This window comes from Aliiroseovarius sp. F47248L, assembly GCF_023016085.1.
In the GTDB taxonomy this organism is placed as follows: Bacteria; Pseudomonadota; Alphaproteobacteria; order Rhodobacterales; family Rhodobacteraceae; genus Aliiroseovarius.
Window position 1 is genome coordinate 1,149,186 of the sequence record NZ_JALKBF010000001.1, and the last position, 17,224, is coordinate 1,166,409.

Annotated in this window: 19 protein-coding genes; 12 read left to right on the forward strand and 7 right to left on the reverse strand. The window is 57.8% G+C overall.

Annotated features, from left to right (window positions below; genetic code table 11):
* Positions 1-16: 16 nt before the first annotated feature.
* Positions 17-289 carry a hypothetical protein gene (locus MWU51_RS05695; protein WP_247035516.1) on the forward strand — a complete coding sequence of 91 codons (273 nt, stop codon included), beginning with the start codon at positions 17-19 and terminating at the stop codon, positions 287-289.
* A gap of 100 nt (positions 290-389) precedes the next feature.
* Here the strand turns inward: MWU51_RS05695 and MWU51_RS05700 are convergent, their stop codons facing one another.
* Complete coding sequence (locus MWU51_RS05700; RefSeq protein ID WP_247035526.1) at positions 390-1,073, reverse strand: metal-dependent hydrolase; 684 nt, start codon at positions 1,071-1,073, stop codon at positions 390-392.
* A gap of 67 nt (positions 1,074-1,140) precedes the next feature.
* The gene (locus tag MWU51_RS05705; RefSeq protein ID WP_247035529.1) at positions 1,141-1,737 is read right to left on the reverse strand and encodes a TetR/AcrR family transcriptional regulator; all 597 of its coding nucleotides are present in this window, start codon (positions 1,735-1,737) and stop codon (positions 1,141-1,143) included.
* A gap of 97 nt (positions 1,738-1,834) precedes the next feature.
* On the opposite strand from MWU51_RS05705, the gene MWU51_RS05710 reads away from it, so the two are divergent.
* Complete coding sequence (locus MWU51_RS05710; RefSeq protein WP_247035531.1) at positions 1,835-2,806, forward strand: Mic19 family protein; 972 nt, start codon at positions 1,835-1,837, stop codon at positions 2,804-2,806.
* 22 nt (positions 2,807-2,828) lie between these two features.
* Here the strand turns inward: MWU51_RS05710 and MWU51_RS05715 are convergent, their stop codons facing one another.
* From MWU51_RS05715 to cobA, 3 genes are all read right to left on the reverse strand, one after another.
* Positions 2,829-4,049: an MFS transporter gene (locus MWU51_RS05715; protein ID WP_247035532.1), complete on the reverse strand. Its 1,221-nt coding sequence runs from the start codon at positions 4,047-4,049 to the stop codon at positions 2,829-2,831.
* Between the two features lie 78 nt (positions 4,050-4,127).
* Positions 4,128-5,411: a cobyrinate a,c-diamide synthase gene (locus MWU51_RS05720; RefSeq protein ID WP_247035534.1), complete on the reverse strand. Its 1,284-nt coding sequence runs from the start codon at positions 5,409-5,411 to the stop codon at positions 4,128-4,130.
* On the reverse strand, positions 5,411-6,280 hold the full coding sequence (gene cobA / locus MWU51_RS05725) for a uroporphyrinogen-III C-methyltransferase (RefSeq protein WP_247035536.1): 870 nt from the start codon (positions 6,278-6,280) through the stop codon (positions 5,411-5,413). Before cobA ends, MWU51_RS05720 begins: the two co-directional genes overlap by 1 nt.
* Before the next feature lie 97 nt (positions 6,281-6,377).
* Between cobA and MWU51_RS05730 the strand changes: the two genes are divergently transcribed.
* From MWU51_RS05730 to pgi, 9 genes are all read left to right on the forward strand, one after another.
* Positions 6,378-7,430, forward strand: coding sequence for a cobalt-precorrin-5B (C(1))-methyltransferase (locus MWU51_RS05730; RefSeq protein ID WP_247038726.1), 1,053 nt, complete (start codon positions 6,378-6,380; stop codon positions 7,428-7,430).
* Positions 7,427-8,158 (forward strand): precorrin-6A/cobalt-precorrin-6A reductase, encoded by a 732-nt coding sequence (locus MWU51_RS05735; protein ID WP_247035538.1) that lies wholly within the window; start codon positions 7,427-7,429, stop codon positions 8,156-8,158. Before MWU51_RS05730 ends, MWU51_RS05735 begins: the two co-directional genes overlap by 4 nt.
* Complete coding sequence (locus tag MWU51_RS05740; protein WP_247035539.1) at positions 8,134-8,772, forward strand: DNA-3-methyladenine glycosylase 2 family protein; 639 nt, start codon at positions 8,134-8,136, stop codon at positions 8,770-8,772. The genes MWU51_RS05735 and MWU51_RS05740 overlap by 25 nt, the downstream gene beginning before the upstream one ends.
* Complete coding sequence (locus MWU51_RS05745) at positions 8,772-9,452, forward strand: alpha/beta fold hydrolase (protein ID WP_247035541.1); 681 nt, start codon at positions 8,772-8,774, stop codon at positions 9,450-9,452. Before MWU51_RS05740 ends, MWU51_RS05745 begins: the two co-directional genes overlap by 1 nt.
* Before the next feature lie 169 nt (positions 9,453-9,621).
* Complete coding sequence (locus tag MWU51_RS05750) at positions 9,622-10,206, forward strand: HNH endonuclease (protein ID WP_247038728.1); 585 nt, start codon at positions 9,622-9,624, stop codon at positions 10,204-10,206.
* A 50-nt stretch (positions 10,207-10,256) separates the two neighbouring features.
* Complete coding sequence (speB, locus tag MWU51_RS05755) at positions 10,257-11,207, forward strand: agmatinase (protein ID WP_247035543.1); 951 nt, start codon at positions 10,257-10,259, stop codon at positions 11,205-11,207.
* 117 nt (positions 11,208-11,324) lie between these two features.
* Positions 11,325-12,779, forward strand: coding sequence for a glucose-6-phosphate dehydrogenase (gene zwf, locus MWU51_RS05760; protein WP_247035544.1), 1,455 nt, complete (start codon positions 11,325-11,327; stop codon positions 12,777-12,779).
* Entirely contained in the window at positions 12,776-13,450 is a 675-nt protein-coding gene (gene pgl / locus MWU51_RS05765; RefSeq protein WP_247035545.1) for a 6-phosphogluconolactonase, read from the forward strand. The genes zwf and pgl overlap by 4 nt, the downstream gene beginning before the upstream one ends.
* 29 nt (positions 13,451-13,479) lie before the next feature.
* Complete coding sequence (gene pgi, locus MWU51_RS05770; protein WP_247035546.1) at positions 13,480-15,111, forward strand: glucose-6-phosphate isomerase; 1,632 nt, start codon at positions 13,480-13,482, stop codon at positions 15,109-15,111.
* Positions 15,112-15,151: 40 nt separating this feature from the next.
* Here the strand turns inward: pgi and MWU51_RS05775 are convergent, their stop codons facing one another.
* Positions 15,152-16,111, reverse strand: coding sequence for an alpha/beta hydrolase (locus MWU51_RS05775; RefSeq protein WP_247035547.1), 960 nt, complete (start codon positions 16,109-16,111; stop codon positions 15,152-15,154).
* A gap of 19 nt (positions 16,112-16,130) precedes the next feature.
* Complete coding sequence (locus MWU51_RS05780; protein WP_247035548.1) at positions 16,131-16,421, reverse strand: SCP2 sterol-binding domain-containing protein; 291 nt, start codon at positions 16,419-16,421, stop codon at positions 16,131-16,133.
* Between the two features lie 184 nt (positions 16,422-16,605).
* Between MWU51_RS05780 and MWU51_RS05785 the strand changes: the two genes are divergently transcribed.
* Entirely contained in the window at positions 16,606-17,199 is a 594-nt protein-coding gene (locus MWU51_RS05785) for a tetratricopeptide repeat protein (RefSeq protein WP_247035550.1), read from the forward strand.
* The last annotated feature ends 25 nt before the right edge of the window (positions 17,200-17,224 follow it).

Consider the following 17,224-nt stretch of genomic DNA (forward strand, 5'->3'; position numbering starts at 1 on the left):
TTACCGGGAGGGCAGCATGACAGACCTCATCAAAGCCATCGATCCACGCGGCCTGATCCGCGAAAGCTACCGCATCGAGGGGATCCGGATCGAGGAGTGCCGATCCATCTTCCTTGACTGGGCGTTGTTTGACGACCACGAGATGCCGCAGGCGGACCGGATCGAGACGTTGATTGCGCATTACGGGACGGATGCTCCAGAGCACCCGATGACCGAGGTGATGCGGCTGGCGCTGGACGAGGCGGCGGTGCCTAAGCGTCGCGGGGGGCGGAAGGGCAGAGTGGGCTGATTGGCTGGCAAGCTGGGACTGACACGGCACCGCGTGATTCAAAGGGCAAGACGATACCCGACTGCCCCGACACACCCGATCTGCGACGGGACAAGAAATCCTAGGCTTTGTTTGGCCCTGTAATTTGCGCCGCGTCGGTTTTGGCAAGAAACCAGACCAGAATGGACGTGATCAAGATCTGTCCCAGGATGATCAGCGCGAAGGTCTTGGGGTGCCCGCTCAGAGCAACCTCTCCTGCATTCAGTGTCGCCGAATAGAATGGGATCGAGGCAATTCCCAAGATCACGATCAAGACAAGCAGCATCCGGTTTCCGCGATAGATATGCCAGCACGCGATACCCCAGCATGTTTCCACGAAAAGCGCGACAATCGGATAAATCGCATAGAGACCTGAACCAAATCGGTCATTTCCCAAGTAGGGTGCAAACTCGATGTCCTTGGCATGTACCAAAAGATCAAGCACAATATGCGACACCACTCCCAAGGACATGGCAAAAGCCGCCACCCGAGCGGCGCTGCCCTGGCGCCACAGGAAGATCATGCCAACGCATGTTGCGATCAAAATGCTGCCGGCGATTGAGTGCGAAAATGGCATGTGTTCCATGTGGATATCCGAAATCGAGCGCATGTTTTCGTCGACAATTGTTCTTTCGACGCCGATCAGGTTCAACCCCACCCACAGGTATTCCACCGCTTCGACCGACAGTATCAGGCCGAAAAGAGGCGCAGAAGGGAAGGTCTTTTTCAGAACCAGCGCAGTTGCGATGTGATTGATGGCTTGCATGTCTTGGGTCTCCATGAAAGGTAAGCAAATGCTAACCTAGGGGTTAAAAAAAAATGGGTCAGAAAAATCAGCCGAGGCCATCATGGAGCAGACGCGCGCTTCCTTCTGCATAACTTCGAGCGGGACCGGGAAGGGCGCACAGGAAAATCTGGCGCATCAGCTGGTTCAGCAGACCGATCACCATCGAAATTTGCAACTCGACGGTCTCATCCTGACCGACCAGACCGGCCTTTCTTCCGTCTTCAAGTATCTCACGCAGGATGCTGATCGCTGTGCGGTCGCTCAGCCGCTCGGACGCTTCGGGCCATAGTATCGTCAGGTTGTCCGTTACGAAAATCGCGGCGTTTGGATCCACGTCATAGGCACCCAGAACACATCTAACAAAGCCCTGGAATTTTTCAGAAAACCTTAGCTCTTTCGGTGTGGCCTGGACCAGTCGTTTCATATGTTCGCGATAACAGCGTTCAAACAGGGTCAGGGCCAGATCATGTTTTGTTCTGAAATGCTTGTAGAGCGCGGGATTTGTCAGTCCAGCAGCTGCACCGATATCTCTGATCGTGGTTTCCGACAGTCCTTTTGTTGCGAACAGGCGCAGCCCTTCGCGCAGAATGCTCGCTTTTCCGACTGGTTCACCGTCGAGGATGTAAAAAGGTCTATCAGTCATTTGGAAAGGTTAGCTATCGCTAACCAGTCTGTCAACTGCCAAGAAATGGGTCCGATTTAGCGTTTTGTAACTTATGCATGACTAGTTTGCTTCTAACATGACAACCTCAGCTTTGATCAGATTCAGACTTCAGACAGTTTTAGGCGCTTTGGTTGTTTCCAGCTTCGCTCAGTTTGCCATCGCAGACGACACAAAGATTTGCGGTAGCATCGCAGAACTGAAACAGATCAGGCAACGGGTGGCAGAAGAGGGGCGACCCGTCGACATGAACGCGATTATGCGCCATCTGACAACCTTGCAAAAACAGCTGGAACATGTGCAAACAACAAACAGCAACTTGGACAAACAGGGTGCAGGGGACACGTTGACATCGGCAGTGTTCGTGCTGAGACGGATGAGCGTTAACTCGATTGCGGATCCTGTACTCGCATCGGTTGCCTTTGAACATGATTTGTCACAACTGATACAGGCCCTGCAGCGGGTCTCGCCACTTTTCGGATGCGAAGCAAATCCACAGGTTCCTCGCGATGCTGTGCGAAAACCTCTCGAACCGTTAAGGCCTGATTCCTCGGAAAAGTTGTCAACATCCAGCGTCGCCGTACGTCCGGTGATTGGCATTGCAACAGCAGTTTTTATCGCGACCATCGTCGTCACCGTGGGTCTCTTCCGCTGGTCTCTTAGAAGCCGGGAACCACGCACGAACTGCAGAACACCGTTTCTGTTTCTCGCAGAAGACTATTGCACGATTTCAAATTTCGTGGACATCAACAGAAACGGGGCGAAGATCGAAGTGGGATCAGAGCATGTGGTGGGGTTGCGCGGTGAGTTCTTTTTTTGCGGTCACAAGGCAACTGGACGGGTGATGTGGAGAAATACATATTTCGCCGGCATCCAGTTCAAACCTAAAATCACTCAGGAAATGATGGATGATGTGGTGGTTATGAGCCGTACATCGATCGCCGATAGCGGTTTGCAAAACAACGCCACGACCTGTTTCCATGTCGGATGTCACAAGACCTGTCCAAAGCATAAAGCAACAACATTTTCAAAACTGCAGCAAAAACAATAGAACGTGTTTAACCGGCCAATGATCAGGCTTCATTTGGTCTGAGCATCAGCCAGATCAGTGAAGCACCTGCCAGTGCCAGAAACGGAACCATAGCGATGTTCACGGCATTCCAGCCCTCGATCGTCGAACCACCCGAGCAGTTCATCAACCCACCCGATGCCAATGACGCGATGGTCACGCAGCCGAAGACGATCATGTCGTTCATGCCTTGAACGCGACCGCGCTCTTCCGGGGCGTGGGCGCCGGCCAGCATGGTGGTGGCGCCGATGAAGCCGAAATTCCAGCCGATGCCCAGCAAGATCAGGGCGATAAAGAAGTTCTCAAGCTCGACCCCTTGCAGGGCGACGACGCCTGCCAGACCAAGGATCGCCAAGCCGGTCGCAATCACCTTGCGGGTGCCGAAACGGGCGATTAGGTGGCCGGTGAAAAAGCTGGGCACGAACATTGCCAACACGTGGGCTGTGACAACATTGCCTGCCATATCAGTTTCAAACCCACAGCCGACCACCGCCAGAGGGGTCGAAGTCATTACTAGATTCATCAGCGCGTAAGAGACCATGCCGCAGATGATCGCGACAGCAATCACAGGGTCACGTAGAAGCTCGCGTCGCGTGCGGCCCTTTGGATCGTCGATATGCGGCTTCGGCGGCTTGGGAATGTCCAACCCCAGAAACAGGAACGAGCCCACGATATTGATCACAATGATTGTCAGATACGCCCCCAAAAATGGTACGACCAGCGCGTCATTGGTCGCATTGAACAGCTGTGGGCCGATGACGGCCGAGGCCAGACCACCTGCCATCACGTAAGAAATCGCCTTCGGTCGAAATGCTGGCGAGGCAGTGTCTGCGGCTGCAAAGCGGAAGAAGCCTTGCGAAGACTGATAAAGGCCCATCAAGAAGGACCCAATCAAGAAGATACCAAAATCCGCTTGTGTTAGCGCATAGGCACTGATCGCTGCGCCCAGCGATCCGCCCAGCGTGCCAAGCCAAAAGCCTACGCGGCGGCCGTAGGTTTGCATGACCCAACTTACGGGGTTGGCAAAGAACATGGAGCCGCCCACCATCATCGATATCGGAAGTGTGGCCCAGCACGGATTGGACGCCAGCGACTGCCCAGCCAGCCCAGCCATTGTGAAGATCATCGGCATCTGCGCGCCCAGAAAGGCTTGCGCCAACACAAGGATGGCGACGTTGCGCTTGGCGCGTGCGTTGTCGGCTGGGGTGAGTGTCGCGTCAGTCATGCGCATATGCGTATATGTGGGGCGTTGTTTTGACCAGACGGAAAAACCAAGCCGGACGCGGCAATTGATCGCTCTGGGTCAGGCGCGGTCAATCAGATGGGCAAAGCTGCCTGAGACATGGCCTCGTATCAGCCCCATGGGGGGCAGGGCGTTGCCTTCGGCGTCGCAGGCTGCGAACAGCGGTGTTCCCTCGGCCCGCAGGGTGGTGGCGTAGTGAAATTCATGCGCCGCCCATGCGCCGGGGAAGGTGCCGTGCGTGGTGGTCAGCGACCGGTAGCCCAGATTCAGCTTGCGGATAGCAAAGCTGGTTTCCAGATCCAGCAGTCCCAACATTTTGTGCCGATTTCCGTCCTTGTCGGTGATCTCGTTGCCAAGCGCCATGTATCCTCCGCACTCACCATAGATAGGGCAGGCGGCGGCGCGTATCGCTGTTTTAAACGTCCGCGCTGTGGCCAGTGTGGATGCATGTAGCTCGGGATAGCCGCCGGGCAGAAAAATGAAATCCGCATCAGGGTCCGGGGCTTCATCGGCCAGCGGTGAAAATGGAATGATCTTCGCGCCTTCTGCCTGCCAGTCGGCCAGAATATGCGGATAGGCAAACGCAAACGCTGCGTCCCAGGCAATGGCAATTCGTCTGCCAGGTGCACGCAGGCGCGGGGCGGTGGTCGGGCAAGGTGGCAACGGATCGCTTAATGCCACAAAGGCGTCCAAGTCAACTGATGCCTCAACCGCATCCGCGACGCGATCCAAATAGGCCTGCAAGTCCGGGTGTTCGCCAGCCTGCACCAACCCCAGATGGCGCGAAGGATGTTCCATCCCTGCTTGGCGATGAACCGCACCCAGCACGGCGAACTGGCTGTCTTTCAACGCAGTGCGCAGCATCGTTTCGTGGCGTGGGCTGCCGACATTGTTCAGGATCACACCCGCCACGCGCACTTCGCGATCATGCTGGGCGAATCCGGCGGCCAAAGGTGAAATTGAATGCGCCATGCGCGCGCAGTCGATGATCAACACCACAGGCAGGCTGAGTTGCCGGGCAAGATCTGCGGTGGCGCCGCGCCCATCAGGAGGCGCACCGTCGAACAGCCCCATCGCGCCTTCGATCAACAGAAGGTCCGCTCCCGATGTGGCGAGTGCTTCGATCTTTGCAGGCGACATCGCCCATGCATCCAGATTGGGACAATCGCGCCCGCAGGCGGCAGCGTGGAAACGTGGGTCGATATAGTCGGGGCCGGATTTTGCGCCGCTCACGTCCACACCCCTGCGGGTCAAGGCCCGCAGAAGGCCCAATGTCAGCGTGGTCTTGCCGCTGCCAGAGGACGGCGCGGCGAGGATCAGACCCCTCTGACCTGACCGGGTCATCAGCGATCCTCGGCCGGGCGGCCACGACCAAGCGGATCGGTGTTCCTTGGCTGCATTCCTGCCGCCAGCGCTTGCCAGTCCAGAGCCTGACGCATCAGGACGGCACGGCCGACACAGATGATGGCAGGCGCTTCGATACCATCGCGTGCGGCGTCCTCGACGCAGGTGCCAAGGGTTGTTTCCAGAACCCGTTGGTCAGGCGTGGTCGCGTTGGAGGTGATGGCGACGGGTTCATCCTCTGGTCTGCCAGCATTGACCAGCGCGGTGCGTATCCGGTCCAGATGTTTCATGCCCATATAGATCACGATCACCTGGGACCCCCGCGCAATGGCCGCCCAATCCAGCGATCCGGGGGTGTCACCCGATTGATCATGACCGGTCACAAAGGTCACCGACTGGTTCACATCGCGGTGGGTGACAGGAATACCCGCATAGGCCAAGCCTCCGATCCCGGCCGAAATGCCAGGAATGATGCGGATCGGCACGCCGTGCTGCACAAGTGTTTGGCCTTCTTCACCGCCGCGCCCAAACACAAAGGGATCGCCACCTTTCAGGCGCAGCACCTTCTTTCCTGCACGTGCCAGATCAACAAGCTGCAAGGAAATGTCACGCTGCTTGGCCGAGGGTTTTCCGCCGCGCTTGCCGGCATAGATCACCTCGGTCTCTGGTCGCGCCCATGACAGGATTTCCGGCGCGACCAGCGCGTCATGCACAATTACGTCGGCTTGCGACAGCGCGTTAACCGCATGGATCGTCAACAAACCGGGATCACCAGGGCCAGCACCCACAAGCCAGACCCAGCCGGGCTGCATCTGCGGCCAGTCTGAGCCCGGCAAATTCGGGGCAGTAAATGTCTGCGAGTCGTTCATGCGCCTCTTATGCACCGTGGCGCAGAAGACGAAAAGCGCCGATGCGACCTCAATGGGTGGATTGGCGGCGCGCAGAGTGCGGCTTATAGTCGGCGCGATGAACAGTGATTTGCCCCCCAAACTGCGCCGCGGCTGGACCACAGGTGCCTGCGCCACTGCCGCTGTAAAAGCCGCGCTTCAAGGTCTGTGGGGTGACGATGTGCCAAGGCAGGTGACGATCACCTTGCCGAAGGGTGAAACGCCTACGTTCCAGATCGAAGAAGCCGCGCGCAACAACGGCTGGGCCGAAGCCGCAATCATCAAGGATGCGGGCGATGACCCGGATGTCACCCATGGTGCATTGATCCGCGCGCGGGTCGAAGCTGGCAAGATCGGGCAGGGCATCCGCTTTCTGGCGGGTGACGGCGTGGGCATTGTCACAAAGCCCGGCCTGCCGATCCCACCGGGCGAACCCGCGATCAATCCCGTCCCGCGCCAAATGATGAAATGGGTCACCCACGAAGCAGCGGATGCGTTTGGAAAAAGTCCCGATCTGGACATTACAATATCTGTCAGGAATGGCGCGCAACTTGCTGAAAAAACATGGAACCCACGTTTGGGAATCAAAGGCGGGTTGTCGATATTGGGCACAACCGGGATCGTGCGTCCGTTTTCTTGTGCGGCGTGGATTGCTTCGATCCATCGGGGCATCGACGTCGCCCGCGCCGAAGGGCTGACCCATGTGGCGGGCTGCACGGGGGCGACGTCCGAGCGTGTTGTGCAAGCGCTTTATGGCCTACCGGATGGTGCCATGCTTGATATGGGGGATTTTGTTGGGGGATTGTTGAAATACCTCGCGCGTCATCCGATCCAGCGCGCGACCATTGGCGGAGGTATTGGTAAATTGACAAAACTGGCCCAAGGCGCGCGCGATCTACATTCGGGGCGAAGTCAGGTGAATTTCGAGCTTCTGGCTGATTGGTTGGATGATCCTGCCATCGTAAGCATGAACACCGCGCTTGAAGTGTATGAAAAACATGGAAGTAGGATGGCTGAGATCATCGTGCCCAAAGCGCGGGACGAAGCCAAGAAAATGCTGCGGGATGCCGATATAACCCTTGATATCGTGATGATTGACCGAAAAGGCGCGGTGATCGGGCGGGCGTCGTGAAAATCCTTTTGATGGCAGGCACACGGGAAGCGCGTGCAATCGCTGACCGGTTGGCCGCAGAGGGTATTGATGCGCTTGCCTCGATGGCAGGTGTTACGGACGAACCCAGACTGTATCCGATTCAGACCCGTAGGGGCGGTTTCGGTGGCGAAGAAGCGCAAGAACGCTTTCTGAAGACCGGCAAATTCGACACGGTGATCGACGCAACGCATCCTTTTGCCACGCGTATCTCCAGCAGAACACAAACGATTTCTCGACGGCTTGGGCTGCGCTATCTGCGGGTGTTGCGTCCCGCCTGGCAGGCACAGGACGGAGATCTTTGGTACAGCGTGGCAACGCAGGAAGATGTTGAAAAACGAGTGCCGAAGGGCGCACGTGTTTTTCTGGCGACGGGCGCGCAGTCCATTGAGGAATGGTCAGATTTTGCCGAGGGCAGAACGCTGTTTTGCCGGCGGGTGGACCGGACCGATGATCCGTTTCCCTATGAGGGCGGCTGGATCATCGGGCAACCGCCTTACGTGTTGGCCTATGAGATGCGGCTTCTAAAAACCTATGCGATTGATTGGGTTGTGGCGCGAAATTCAGGTGGTCCGACACGTGCGAAACTGGATGCTGCCCGCGCTCTGGGGCGCCCCGTTGCGTTGCTGGATCGCCCCCCGCTTCTGGACTGCGACCACGTGCAAACCCCGGACGAGGCGCTGGCATGGCTGACCAAGCAGAACGCCTGATCCGTGGGCCGGACTGCCTGCGCGAAGGGGCAGATTGGCTATGTGTGGTCGAGCCAGCGTTCCAACATGTGCGAGATCAACTCGACGACATCCCTTTGCGTTTGCGCGACGACGGATTCGGGGCGCTGATGTTTGCCATTGTCGGCCAGCAGGTCTCGACCGCATCTGCCGCAGCGATCTGGGCGCGGGTTGAAGGGGCGGGCATGGTGACGCCGGATGCCATAGCTGCCGCCAGTCACGAGGATCTGGCCGCGTTGGGCCTGTCACGACCCAAGATTCGTTATGCCCATGCGTTGGCGGGGGCAGGGATCGACTTTCCAAGTTTACGGGCCATGCCGTCGGATCAGGTGATCACCACGCTGACCGCCGTGCCGGGGATCGGGATGTGGACGGCCGAGATTTATGCACTTTTCGCGCTGTCGCGCGCGGATGTGTTTCCGGCCGGTGATTTGGCCCTGCAGGAAGCGGCAAAGCTGCTCTTTGATCTGCCCGCGCGCCCGAAGGAAAAAGAGATGCGTTCGCTTGCCGAAGCGTGGACGCCGTGGAGAGGCGTTGCGGCCCGGCTGCTCTGGGCCTATTACCGTCTTGAAAAGCAACGTGAAGGGATCCGCTGATGAACCGCATACTGGATGTGAAACGCCGCCCTGCGGCCTCGGGCAATACCAAATCGGTGGTTGTATTCCTGCACGGCTATGGCGCGGATGGGGCGGACCTTTTGGGTCTGGCGGACCCGCTGTCCGAACATCTGCCCGACACGGTGTTCATCGCCCCGGATGCGCCCGAAAAATGCGCGGGCAACCCGTTCGGGTTCCAGTGGTTCCCCATTCCGTGGCTTGACGGGTCGTCTGAAGAAGACAGCATGAACGGGGCCAACAAGGCCGCCGATGACATTGACGCCTTTCTGGATCAAGTGCTTGAGGATGAGGGGATAAACCCTTCGCAACTAATCGTTTTCGGATTTTCTCAGGGTACGATGATGGCCTTGCGGGTGATCCCGCGCCGGGACGAGCCGATTGCCGGGATCGTCGCGTTTTCGGGTCGGATGCTGGAACCAGACCAATATGCCGACCATATCAAGTCCAAGCCGCCCGTGCTGTTGGTGCATGGCGATCAGGACGACATGGTGCCGCCGGGCCATTTCTCGGAAAGTGGTGAAATCCTTCAGGCGAACGGGTTTGAAACCTATGGATTCATCATGAAGGGCACCGGGCATGGTATTGCCATGGACGGGTTGTCAGTGGCGCTGAGCTTCATTCAGGACAAGCTGGGGATCACACCCAAAGCACAGAAATAGACGAACCTGTCATATCCCCGACACGGACGAATCTTACACCTGCCTTACCCCAACATGATGGGGCTTGTCAGGTTGATCATCCTATATATAGTCAACCTATGAACATGGGGCGGGCGTCCCCGCCCCGTTGGCCTGATCAAAGGCCTGTACCGGCGAGGATTGACGCGTGATGGATGGCGATTTCAGGACAGAATTTGTGCGCGAAGGCGGGGGGGTCAAAACCAATGCCGCACTTGTGCTCAATGCCGATTATCGGCCCTTGTCCTACTACCCTTTATCCCTGTGGCCTTGGCAGGAGGCGGTGAAAGCCGCCGTGCTGGATCGGGTCAACATATTGGCCGAGTATGACGAGGTGGTTCGAAGCCCGTCGCTGGAGATACGGATACCGTCCGTCGTGGTTCTGAAAGATTATGTGAAACCTCAAAAGCGCGTGGCCTTCACGCGCTTTAATCTTTTTCTGAGGGACGAGTTTTGCTGCCAGTATTGCGGAGCAAAGGGGGATCTGACCTTCGATCACGTGGTGCCGCGGGCTGCTGGCGGTGTCACCAGTTGGGAAAATGTCGTTGCGGCCTGTCAAAGGTGTAATCTTCGCAAAGGGTCGAAACCTTTGCGATATTCGGGGCTGAACTTGCGCAAACCTCCGCGCCAACCCGCTGCGGAAGAGTTGCGAAATATTGGGCGAAAGTTCCCTCCGGGCCACCTGCATGAAAGCTGGATGGACTTCCTGTATTGGGACGCAGAACTTGACGCGTGACCGAAAGAGTATAAGGCGATAGCCTTTCCCTCTGACGAGGGAGCTTCGCCATGACTGATCCGTTTTTTACCCCCATTTCGGGTTTCGATTTACCACGTTTTGCCGGTGTGCCGACTTTCATGCGCCTGCCGTATGTCGATTTCGACCATCCCCGATTTTCCGAAGTGCAGATCGGATTGATTGGCGCACCATGGGATGGGGGCACGACGAACCGGCCCGGCCCACGCCACGGCCCGCGCCAGTTGCGCGACATGTCCACTATGATCCGTGCACAAAACGGGGCGACAGGCATGCGTCCTTTCGAGGCCGCAAATTGCGCCGATCTTGGCGACGTGGCCCCGAACCCCGCCGATCTGATGGACAGTTTGCAACGGATGGAGCGGTTCTATACGCGGGTTAAGGCGGCAAATGTTCGCCCGTTGACCGGCGGGGGCGACCATCTGTGCACCTTGCCGATTCTGCGGGCGTTGGCCAAGGACGGCCCGCTGGGCATGATCCATTTCGACAGCCACACGGATCTGTATCATTCGTATTTTGATGGCACGATGTTCACCCACGGCACCCCGTTTCGACGGGCGGTAGAGGAGGGGCTTCTGGATCCGCTGCGCGTTGTGATGATCGGTATCCGCGGCACTGCCTATGACAGTGAAGACCGCGATTTCGCGGAAAGTGTTGGCATCCGGGTGATCCCGATCGAGGAATTCCACCAACGCGGCGTGGCAGATGTGATGGCGGAAGCCCGCGAAATCGCAGGGCGGGGCGACACCTATGTCAGCTATGACATCGACTTTGTTGATCCTGCTTTTGCCCCCGGCACCGGCACGCCTGAAATCGGTGGACCAAACTCGTTTCAGGCGATCGACGTGGTGCGCGAGTTGAAAGAGGTCAATATTGTCGGCGCGGATCTGGTCGAAGTGTCGCCACCATTTGATACCTCGGGTGCGACGGCCTATCTGGGAGCGTCGATCATGTTTGAACTGCTTTGTGTGATGATCGCGTAAACATTCACTGGCACCACTTTCGCTTGAGGTGGGGGCGATGAATGCTAGACTTTGCACTGCGGGACGGGTAGAAGCCTTGACAGAACCCGTTAGCGCTAACAGTAATTGGAGTTGCCCATGGTCTCGCGCGTCATTCCCGTCGACCCCTTTGATCTTGTGATTTTTGGGGGCACTGGCGACCTTGCCCGTCGAAAGATCCTGCCCGGCCTGTATCGGCGCCATTTGGACGGCCAAATGCCGGAAGACGCGCGGATTATCGGTGCGGCACGGGGGGATATGGACACGGATGGCTATCGCGTTTTTGTCGAAAGTGCCGTGCGCGAATTTGTGCCGAAGAAAAAATGCAATCCGAAGGTTTTGAAGGCATTCCTTGAACGCCTTAGGTTCGTTCAACTGGATGCGACAGGAAAGCAGGGCTGGTCTGACCTGAAGGACGTGGTGCGACAGGATGTGGTGCAGGCGTTTTATTTCTCGGTCGGGCCAAGCCTTTTCGGGCCAATTGCTGAACGGCTTCACACCCACAAGATCGCCGGGCCATCCGCGCGGATCGTGGTCGAAAAACCGTTCGGCCATGATGAAGCCACCGCGCGGGCACTGAACGACACGCTGGCGCAACACTTCGCCGAGTATCAGATCTATCGGATCGACCATTACTTGGGCAAAGAGACCGTGCAGAACCTGATGGCGCTGCGCTTTGGAAACATGCTGTTTGAACCACTTTGGAACGCGCAATACGTCGATCATATCCAGATCACCGTGGCTGAAACCGTGGGTGTCGAAGGCCGCGGCAGCTACTATGATAAGTCAGGCGCGATGCGCGATATGGTACAAAATCACCTGATGCAGCTTCTTTGTCTGACCGCGATGGAGCCGCCTTCGAAATTTGAACCCAATGCGGTGCGAGACGAAAAGCTCAAGATCATCCGCGCACTTGATCCAGTTGCCTCAGAAGACATTGTGCGCGGTCAGTATCGCGGTGACGATGATGTGGCGTCTTATCTTGAAGATGCGGAAACCGACGCCAGCACCACCGAAAGCTTTGTGGCCATGAAGCTGCACATTTCAAACTGGCGCTGGAACGGCACGCCGTTTTATTTGCGAACGGGCAAGCGGATGCGGGGGCGTATGTCCGAGATTGTCGTGCGCTTCAAGGAACCGCCGCATTCGATTTTTGAGGAGGACACCGGCCAATCTGCCAATGAGCTGTCGATCCGCCTGCAACCGAATGAAGGTATGGATCTTAAGGTGACAATCAAGGAGCCGGGGTTGGGCGGCATGCGTCTGATTGATGTACCGCTGGACATGACCTTTGCCGAAGCCCTGGGGGAAGAGGCCGCCGATGCCCCTGATGCTTATGAGCGGCTGATCATGGATGTGATCCGGGGCAACCAAACCCTGTTCATGCGCGGTGACGAGGTCGAGGCTGCCTGGGCGTGGACCGATCCAATCATCGCCGAGTGGGAAGATCGGGGCAACAAGCCCAAACTCTATGACCCATTCTCGACGGGACCGGAAGAGGCGCTTATGCTGCTGCATAGAGATGGTCGTCGCTGGAGGGAGATCCGCGAATGAAACTGGTCGAATATGCCGATCGCGACATGATGATGCTGGACCTTGCCGACAAGATCGCGTCGGAACTGGCGATGGCACTGGACCATGAAGACCGCGCCGCACTGGCCGTGCCCGGCGGGACGACGCCCGGCCCTGTTTTTGATGCCTTATCTGGCGTTGATCTGGATTGGGCGCGGGTGAATGTCATGCTGACGGATGAGCGCTGGGTGCCCGAAGATAACCCCCGTTCAAACACCGCGCTACTGAAGAAAAGATTGTTGACCGACAAGGCTGCTGCCGCTCGTTTGATCCCGCTTTACGGCGGAACATCAATGCCTGAAGATTGCCTTAAGACCCTGACAAAAGACGTTCAGGATTCGTTGCCGCTTTCCGTGGTGCTGTTGGGTATGGGCGAGGATATGCACACCGCCAGCCTGTTTCCCGGTGCAGATCGTCTTTCTGACGCTCTATCAACTAAGGCGCCTGCACTGCTACCCATGCGCGCGCCGGGGGCGGACGAGCCACGCATGACCCTGACCGCGCCGGTATTGAATAGTGCCATGTCGAAACATCTGCTGATCTTGGGTGAAAGCAAGCGCGCGGCGCTGGCATCCGCGATTGACGCTGCCGATGCATTCGATGCTCCGGTCAAGGCGGTTCTGACGGATATGACTGTTCACTGGGCCGCCTGAAATCGGCCAGATATTATTTGAGGAAGATCATGAGTTTCAGTGAGTTGAAAGCCTATCGCACAGTAAGTGATGCGCGTCGCATATCAGACCTGTTTGCCGACGATACTCGCGCGCAGTCTTTCACGACGCGGGCCTTGGGGCTGGTGTTTGACTGGTCCAAGACCGCCCTAGACGAAGAAGGTGTTGATCTGTTACTGGCACTCGCGAACGACGCAGAAGTGGCCGTACGACGCGCGGATATGTTTGCAGGCAAAAAGATCAACCTGACCGAAGATCGCGCTGTTTTGCATGTGGCCCTTCGCGCCGGTGGTGATACACAAATCGAGGTGGACGGTGTCGACGTCATTCCCGAAGTGCATGAAACCTTGGCGCGGATGCGGGACTTTGCGTCGCGTCTGCGGTCGGGTCAGATCCGCGCGCCTGGCGGCGGGCGGTTCCGCGATGTAGTCAACATCGGGATCGGGGGGTCGGACCTTGGTCCGGCCATGGCGACGCTTGCCTTGTCGCCTTACCATGATGGACCGCGTGTGCATTTTGTCTCGAACGTCGATGGGGCGCAGATTGCGGATGTGTTGGCACCGCTGAACCCGGCGGAAACGCTGGTGATTGTGGCGTCCAAGACCTTTACCACCATTGAAACCATGACCAATGCTGCCACCGCGCGTGACTGGCTGGCGCGCGAAGTCGGACAGACTTCTGTGGGACATCATTTTGCCGCACTGTCGTCGAACACCGAAAAGACTGCAGAATGGGGCATCGCGAATGAACGTGTCTTCGGGTTCGAGGATTGGGTCGGCGGGCGATATTCCATGTGGGGGCCGATCGGGCTGTCGTTGATGATCGCCATTGGTCCGGATCGCTTCGATCAGATGCTTGAAGGCGCGCGCTCGATGGACGAGCATTTCTGCCAGGCGCAAGGTCGCGATAACATGCCCTTGATGCTGGCCCTAGTAGGGATATGGCATCGTCAGATATGTGGCTATCCAACCCGCGCGGTCTTGCCCTATGAGCAACGTCTGGCCCGATTGCCAGCATATCTTCAGCAGTTGGAGATGGAGAGCAACGGTAAACGTGTCGCATTGGATGGCAGCGTGTTGGACGAGGTCTCTGGCCCCGTTGTTTGGGGTGAACCCGGCACCAACGGTCAGCATGCTTTCTATCAACTGATCCATCAAGGGACAGATATCATCCCGTGCGAATTCATGGTCGGTGCTGCCGGACACGAGCCGGAATTGGACCACCAGCACCGGCTGTTGATGGCCAACTGTCTGGCGCAGTCACAGGCACTGATGCTAGGTCGGTCACTGGACGTGGCGCGCCAGATGATGCAGGCGCAGGATTTCGAAGGCGAGGAACTGGAACGTCAGGCCGCACATCGGGTGTTTCCAGGCAACAGGCCGTCGACCACACTGCTTTATCCCAAACTGACACCCGAGGTGCTGGGTCAAATCATCGCGCTGTATGAGCACCGTGTCTTTGTTGAGGGCGTGATCCTTGGCATCAACTCGTTTGATCAATGGGGAGTGGAGCTTGGCAAGGAACTTGCCGTGGCGTTGGAACCCGTGGTCTCAGGTGCAGCGGATGGGGCTGATCTTGACGGATCGACACGCGCCTTGGTCGCACATCTTCACGCGATGAAGAAAAGCCGTACAGTGACTTAAACCTCCACCGATCACCGGCAGGCGCAAGAAGGGGACAAATTCAGGCCGCTGAACTTGCGCTTCGCCCTTGGGCCAGATCTTCGATTGACGTGTAAACCTGTTTGCGCACGTCAGGGGCTTCCATGATCACTTCGTGTTCAAGCCCTTGCAGAATTTCAAGCCGCCCGTTCGGCCAGCGCGCCATAAGCGCGTGGACAGGAGCAGGTTCGACAATGCGTTCGTTGGTCCCCAACCATGTCACGGCTGGCACGTTTGGTGCGGCCATGTTGGCAAGCTCTCGCATTTCCGACAGTGCAGCAAACAGCCAACCCGCCGTTGGACCGCCAAGCGTCAGTTCGGGGTGGGCTTTGGCCTGATTGCGCATCATATCCCACATCTGGGGATCAGTCGTCAGCATGTTACCCTCGAATGCCTCGGCCAGCACATAGGTCTGGCGCGCGGTGCCGGGGGACAGAGCCAGCTTCCATGGTGAACGGTGCAAGGCCCAGGAAAAGCCCCATGCCAGCGGGCGAACGGGCTTAGACATAACAATGCCCCACATCGGCGCACTGAAACAGGCCCCAGCCACGTCCAGACCATTGTGCAGCGCGCGCAAACCGATGCAGCCCCCCATGGAATGAGCGAGCATGGTAAAAGGGCGGGGCAGATCAAGTTCTTCCGCCAGCGCCATCATCTGTGCAAGATCAAGCTGGTATTCGTCAAAATGGCCCACATGACCCAGCGCACGTTCGTTGTCAGGCCGGTCTGATAGGCCCTGACCGCGCCAGTCGATCGTCAGAGTGTCAAATCCGCGTTCAGCCAGTTCGGATGCGGTCAACCCGTATTTCTCGATATATTCCGTGCGGCCGGGAAACAGCAGAACGGTGCCGCGCTTTAGCGATCCGTCTTGCCGTGGCCAATGGGCCAGACGCACCCGCACACCATCCGACGCCGTGCGCCAGAAGGCGCACCCGCTGGGTGGACCTTGCGCAATATCGTTGAACAGGGGTGCGTCTGACATGTCTTATCCTTGGGGGTCTTCAGCCCAAAGCTGCGCCCAGCTGCATTGCCATGCCCATGTCGCCGTCCACTGACAGCTTGCCTGTCATGAAGGCCGTGGTCGGGTTCATCTCGCCCGACAGCATCTCTTGAAAGACGTCCGAATCCGCGGTCAGTGTCACATCAGCGTCTTCGTCACCTTCGCGCGCGCCATTGCCATCCACAATGATCGAGCCTTCACCGTTCAACACGAATTTCGCCGTGCCACCGTCAAACCCGCCTTCGATCTTTTCGTTCAGAGCGGTCACTGCCGCATTGATCACGTCACTCACGTGGTATCCTCCGTTTTCTGCCCGTATGGGCGTAAGTATCGCGGGGATGCTAACGCAGTGTTGACGCAGGCGTAAATCGCTTTTCGGTGAAGTGACGCTCGGGAAAGTTGCCTGACGCGCGAAAATTGGCCGGTTGCACGGGAATGTGTCTGTTGGGCAGGCGGGGTTCTGCTAATATTTCTGTATGGCTCGCTCAAGTCTCATTGCCGCGTCGATTCTTGCGCTTTTCGTTGGTCTGCCGATGTCAGGTGCAGCCCAAACCTCGGAACCGTCGTCAATCGCGCCTCAGGCTGCACAGCCCAAGGCGGATCAGCTAGAGCGTCTGTTCACGCTGCTGGCCAATGCCGATGACAGCAACTGGAAAGCGCTTGAGGATGAGATCTGGGATCTCTGGTCGCATTCTGGGTCGGACACGTTCGACCTGCTGCTGGAACGTGGTCGCAAAGCTATGGATGCCGGAGATTTCGAGGTCGCGATTGAACATCTGACCGCGCTTACGGATCATGCGCCTGAATTTGCTGAAGGCTGGAACGCGCGCGCGACCGCTTTTTTCCTGTCGGGCCGGCTGGGCCTCTCACTCGATGATATTGCCCGCGTGCTGACGCTGGAACCGCGCCATTTTTCGGCGCTATCAGGGTTGGGGATCATCCTTGAGGAACTGGGCGACGAACGCGGTGCGCTTGAAGCGTATCGCCATTCACTTGCTATACATCCCCGAAATCCCCGCGTAAAAGAAGCCGTCCAGCGGCTTGAATCCGTCGAAGGGCGGGATATCTGAACGGAGCGGGCGCCAACGCGCCCAC

What these genes read in the sequence shown, in the direction of transcription:
- MWU51_RS05695 (WP_247035516.1), top strand. Translation starts at nt 17, where the DNA reads ATGACAGACCTCATCAAAGCCATCGATCCACGCGGCCTGATCCGCGAA.
- MWU51_RS05700 (WP_247035526.1), bottom strand. Translation starts at nt 1,073, where the DNA reads ATGCAAGCCATCAATCACATCGCAACTGCGCTGGTTCTGAAAAAGACC.
- MWU51_RS05705 (WP_247035529.1), bottom strand. Translation starts at nt 1,737, where the DNA reads ATGACTGATAGACCTTTTTACATCCTCGACGGTGAACCAGTCGGAAAA.
- MWU51_RS05710 (WP_247035531.1), top strand. Translation starts at nt 1,835, where the DNA reads ATGACAACCTCAGCTTTGATCAGATTCAGACTTCAGACAGTTTTAGGC.
- MWU51_RS05715 (WP_247035532.1), bottom strand. Translation starts at nt 4,049, where the DNA reads ATGACTGACGCGACACTCACCCCAGCCGACAACGCACGCGCCAAGCGC.
- MWU51_RS05720 (WP_247035534.1), bottom strand. Translation starts at nt 5,411, where the DNA reads ATGACCCGGTCAGGTCAGAGGGGTCTGATCCTCGCCGCGCCGTCCTCT.
- cobA (WP_247035536.1), bottom strand. Translation starts at nt 6,280, where the DNA reads ATGAACGACTCGCAGACATTTACTGCCCCGAATTTGCCGGGCTCAGAC.
- MWU51_RS05730 (WP_247038726.1), top strand. Translation starts at nt 6,378, where the DNA reads ATGAACAGTGATTTGCCCCCCAAACTGCGCCGCGGCTGGACCACAGGT.
- MWU51_RS05740 (WP_247035539.1), top strand. Translation starts at nt 8,134, where the DNA reads ATGGCTGACCAAGCAGAACGCCTGATCCGTGGGCCGGACTGCCTGCGC.
- MWU51_RS05745 (WP_247035541.1), top strand. Translation starts at nt 8,772, where the DNA reads ATGAACCGCATACTGGATGTGAAACGCCGCCCTGCGGCCTCGGGCAAT.
- MWU51_RS05750 (WP_247038728.1), top strand. Translation starts at nt 9,622, where the DNA reads ATGGATGGCGATTTCAGGACAGAATTTGTGCGCGAAGGCGGGGGGGTC.
- speB (WP_247035543.1), top strand. Translation starts at nt 10,257, where the DNA reads ATGACTGATCCGTTTTTTACCCCCATTTCGGGTTTCGATTTACCACGT.
- zwf (WP_247035544.1), top strand. Translation starts at nt 11,325, where the DNA reads ATGGTCTCGCGCGTCATTCCCGTCGACCCCTTTGATCTTGTGATTTTT.
- pgl (WP_247035545.1), top strand. Translation starts at nt 12,776, where the DNA reads ATGAAACTGGTCGAATATGCCGATCGCGACATGATGATGCTGGACCTT.
- pgi (WP_247035546.1), top strand. Translation starts at nt 13,480, where the DNA reads ATGAGTTTCAGTGAGTTGAAAGCCTATCGCACAGTAAGTGATGCGCGT.
- MWU51_RS05775 (WP_247035547.1), bottom strand. Translation starts at nt 16,111, where the DNA reads ATGTCAGACGCACCCCTGTTCAACGATATTGCGCAAGGTCCACCCAGC.
- MWU51_RS05785 (WP_247035550.1), top strand. Translation starts at nt 16,606, where the DNA reads ATGGCTCGCTCAAGTCTCATTGCCGCGTCGATTCTTGCGCTTTTCGTT.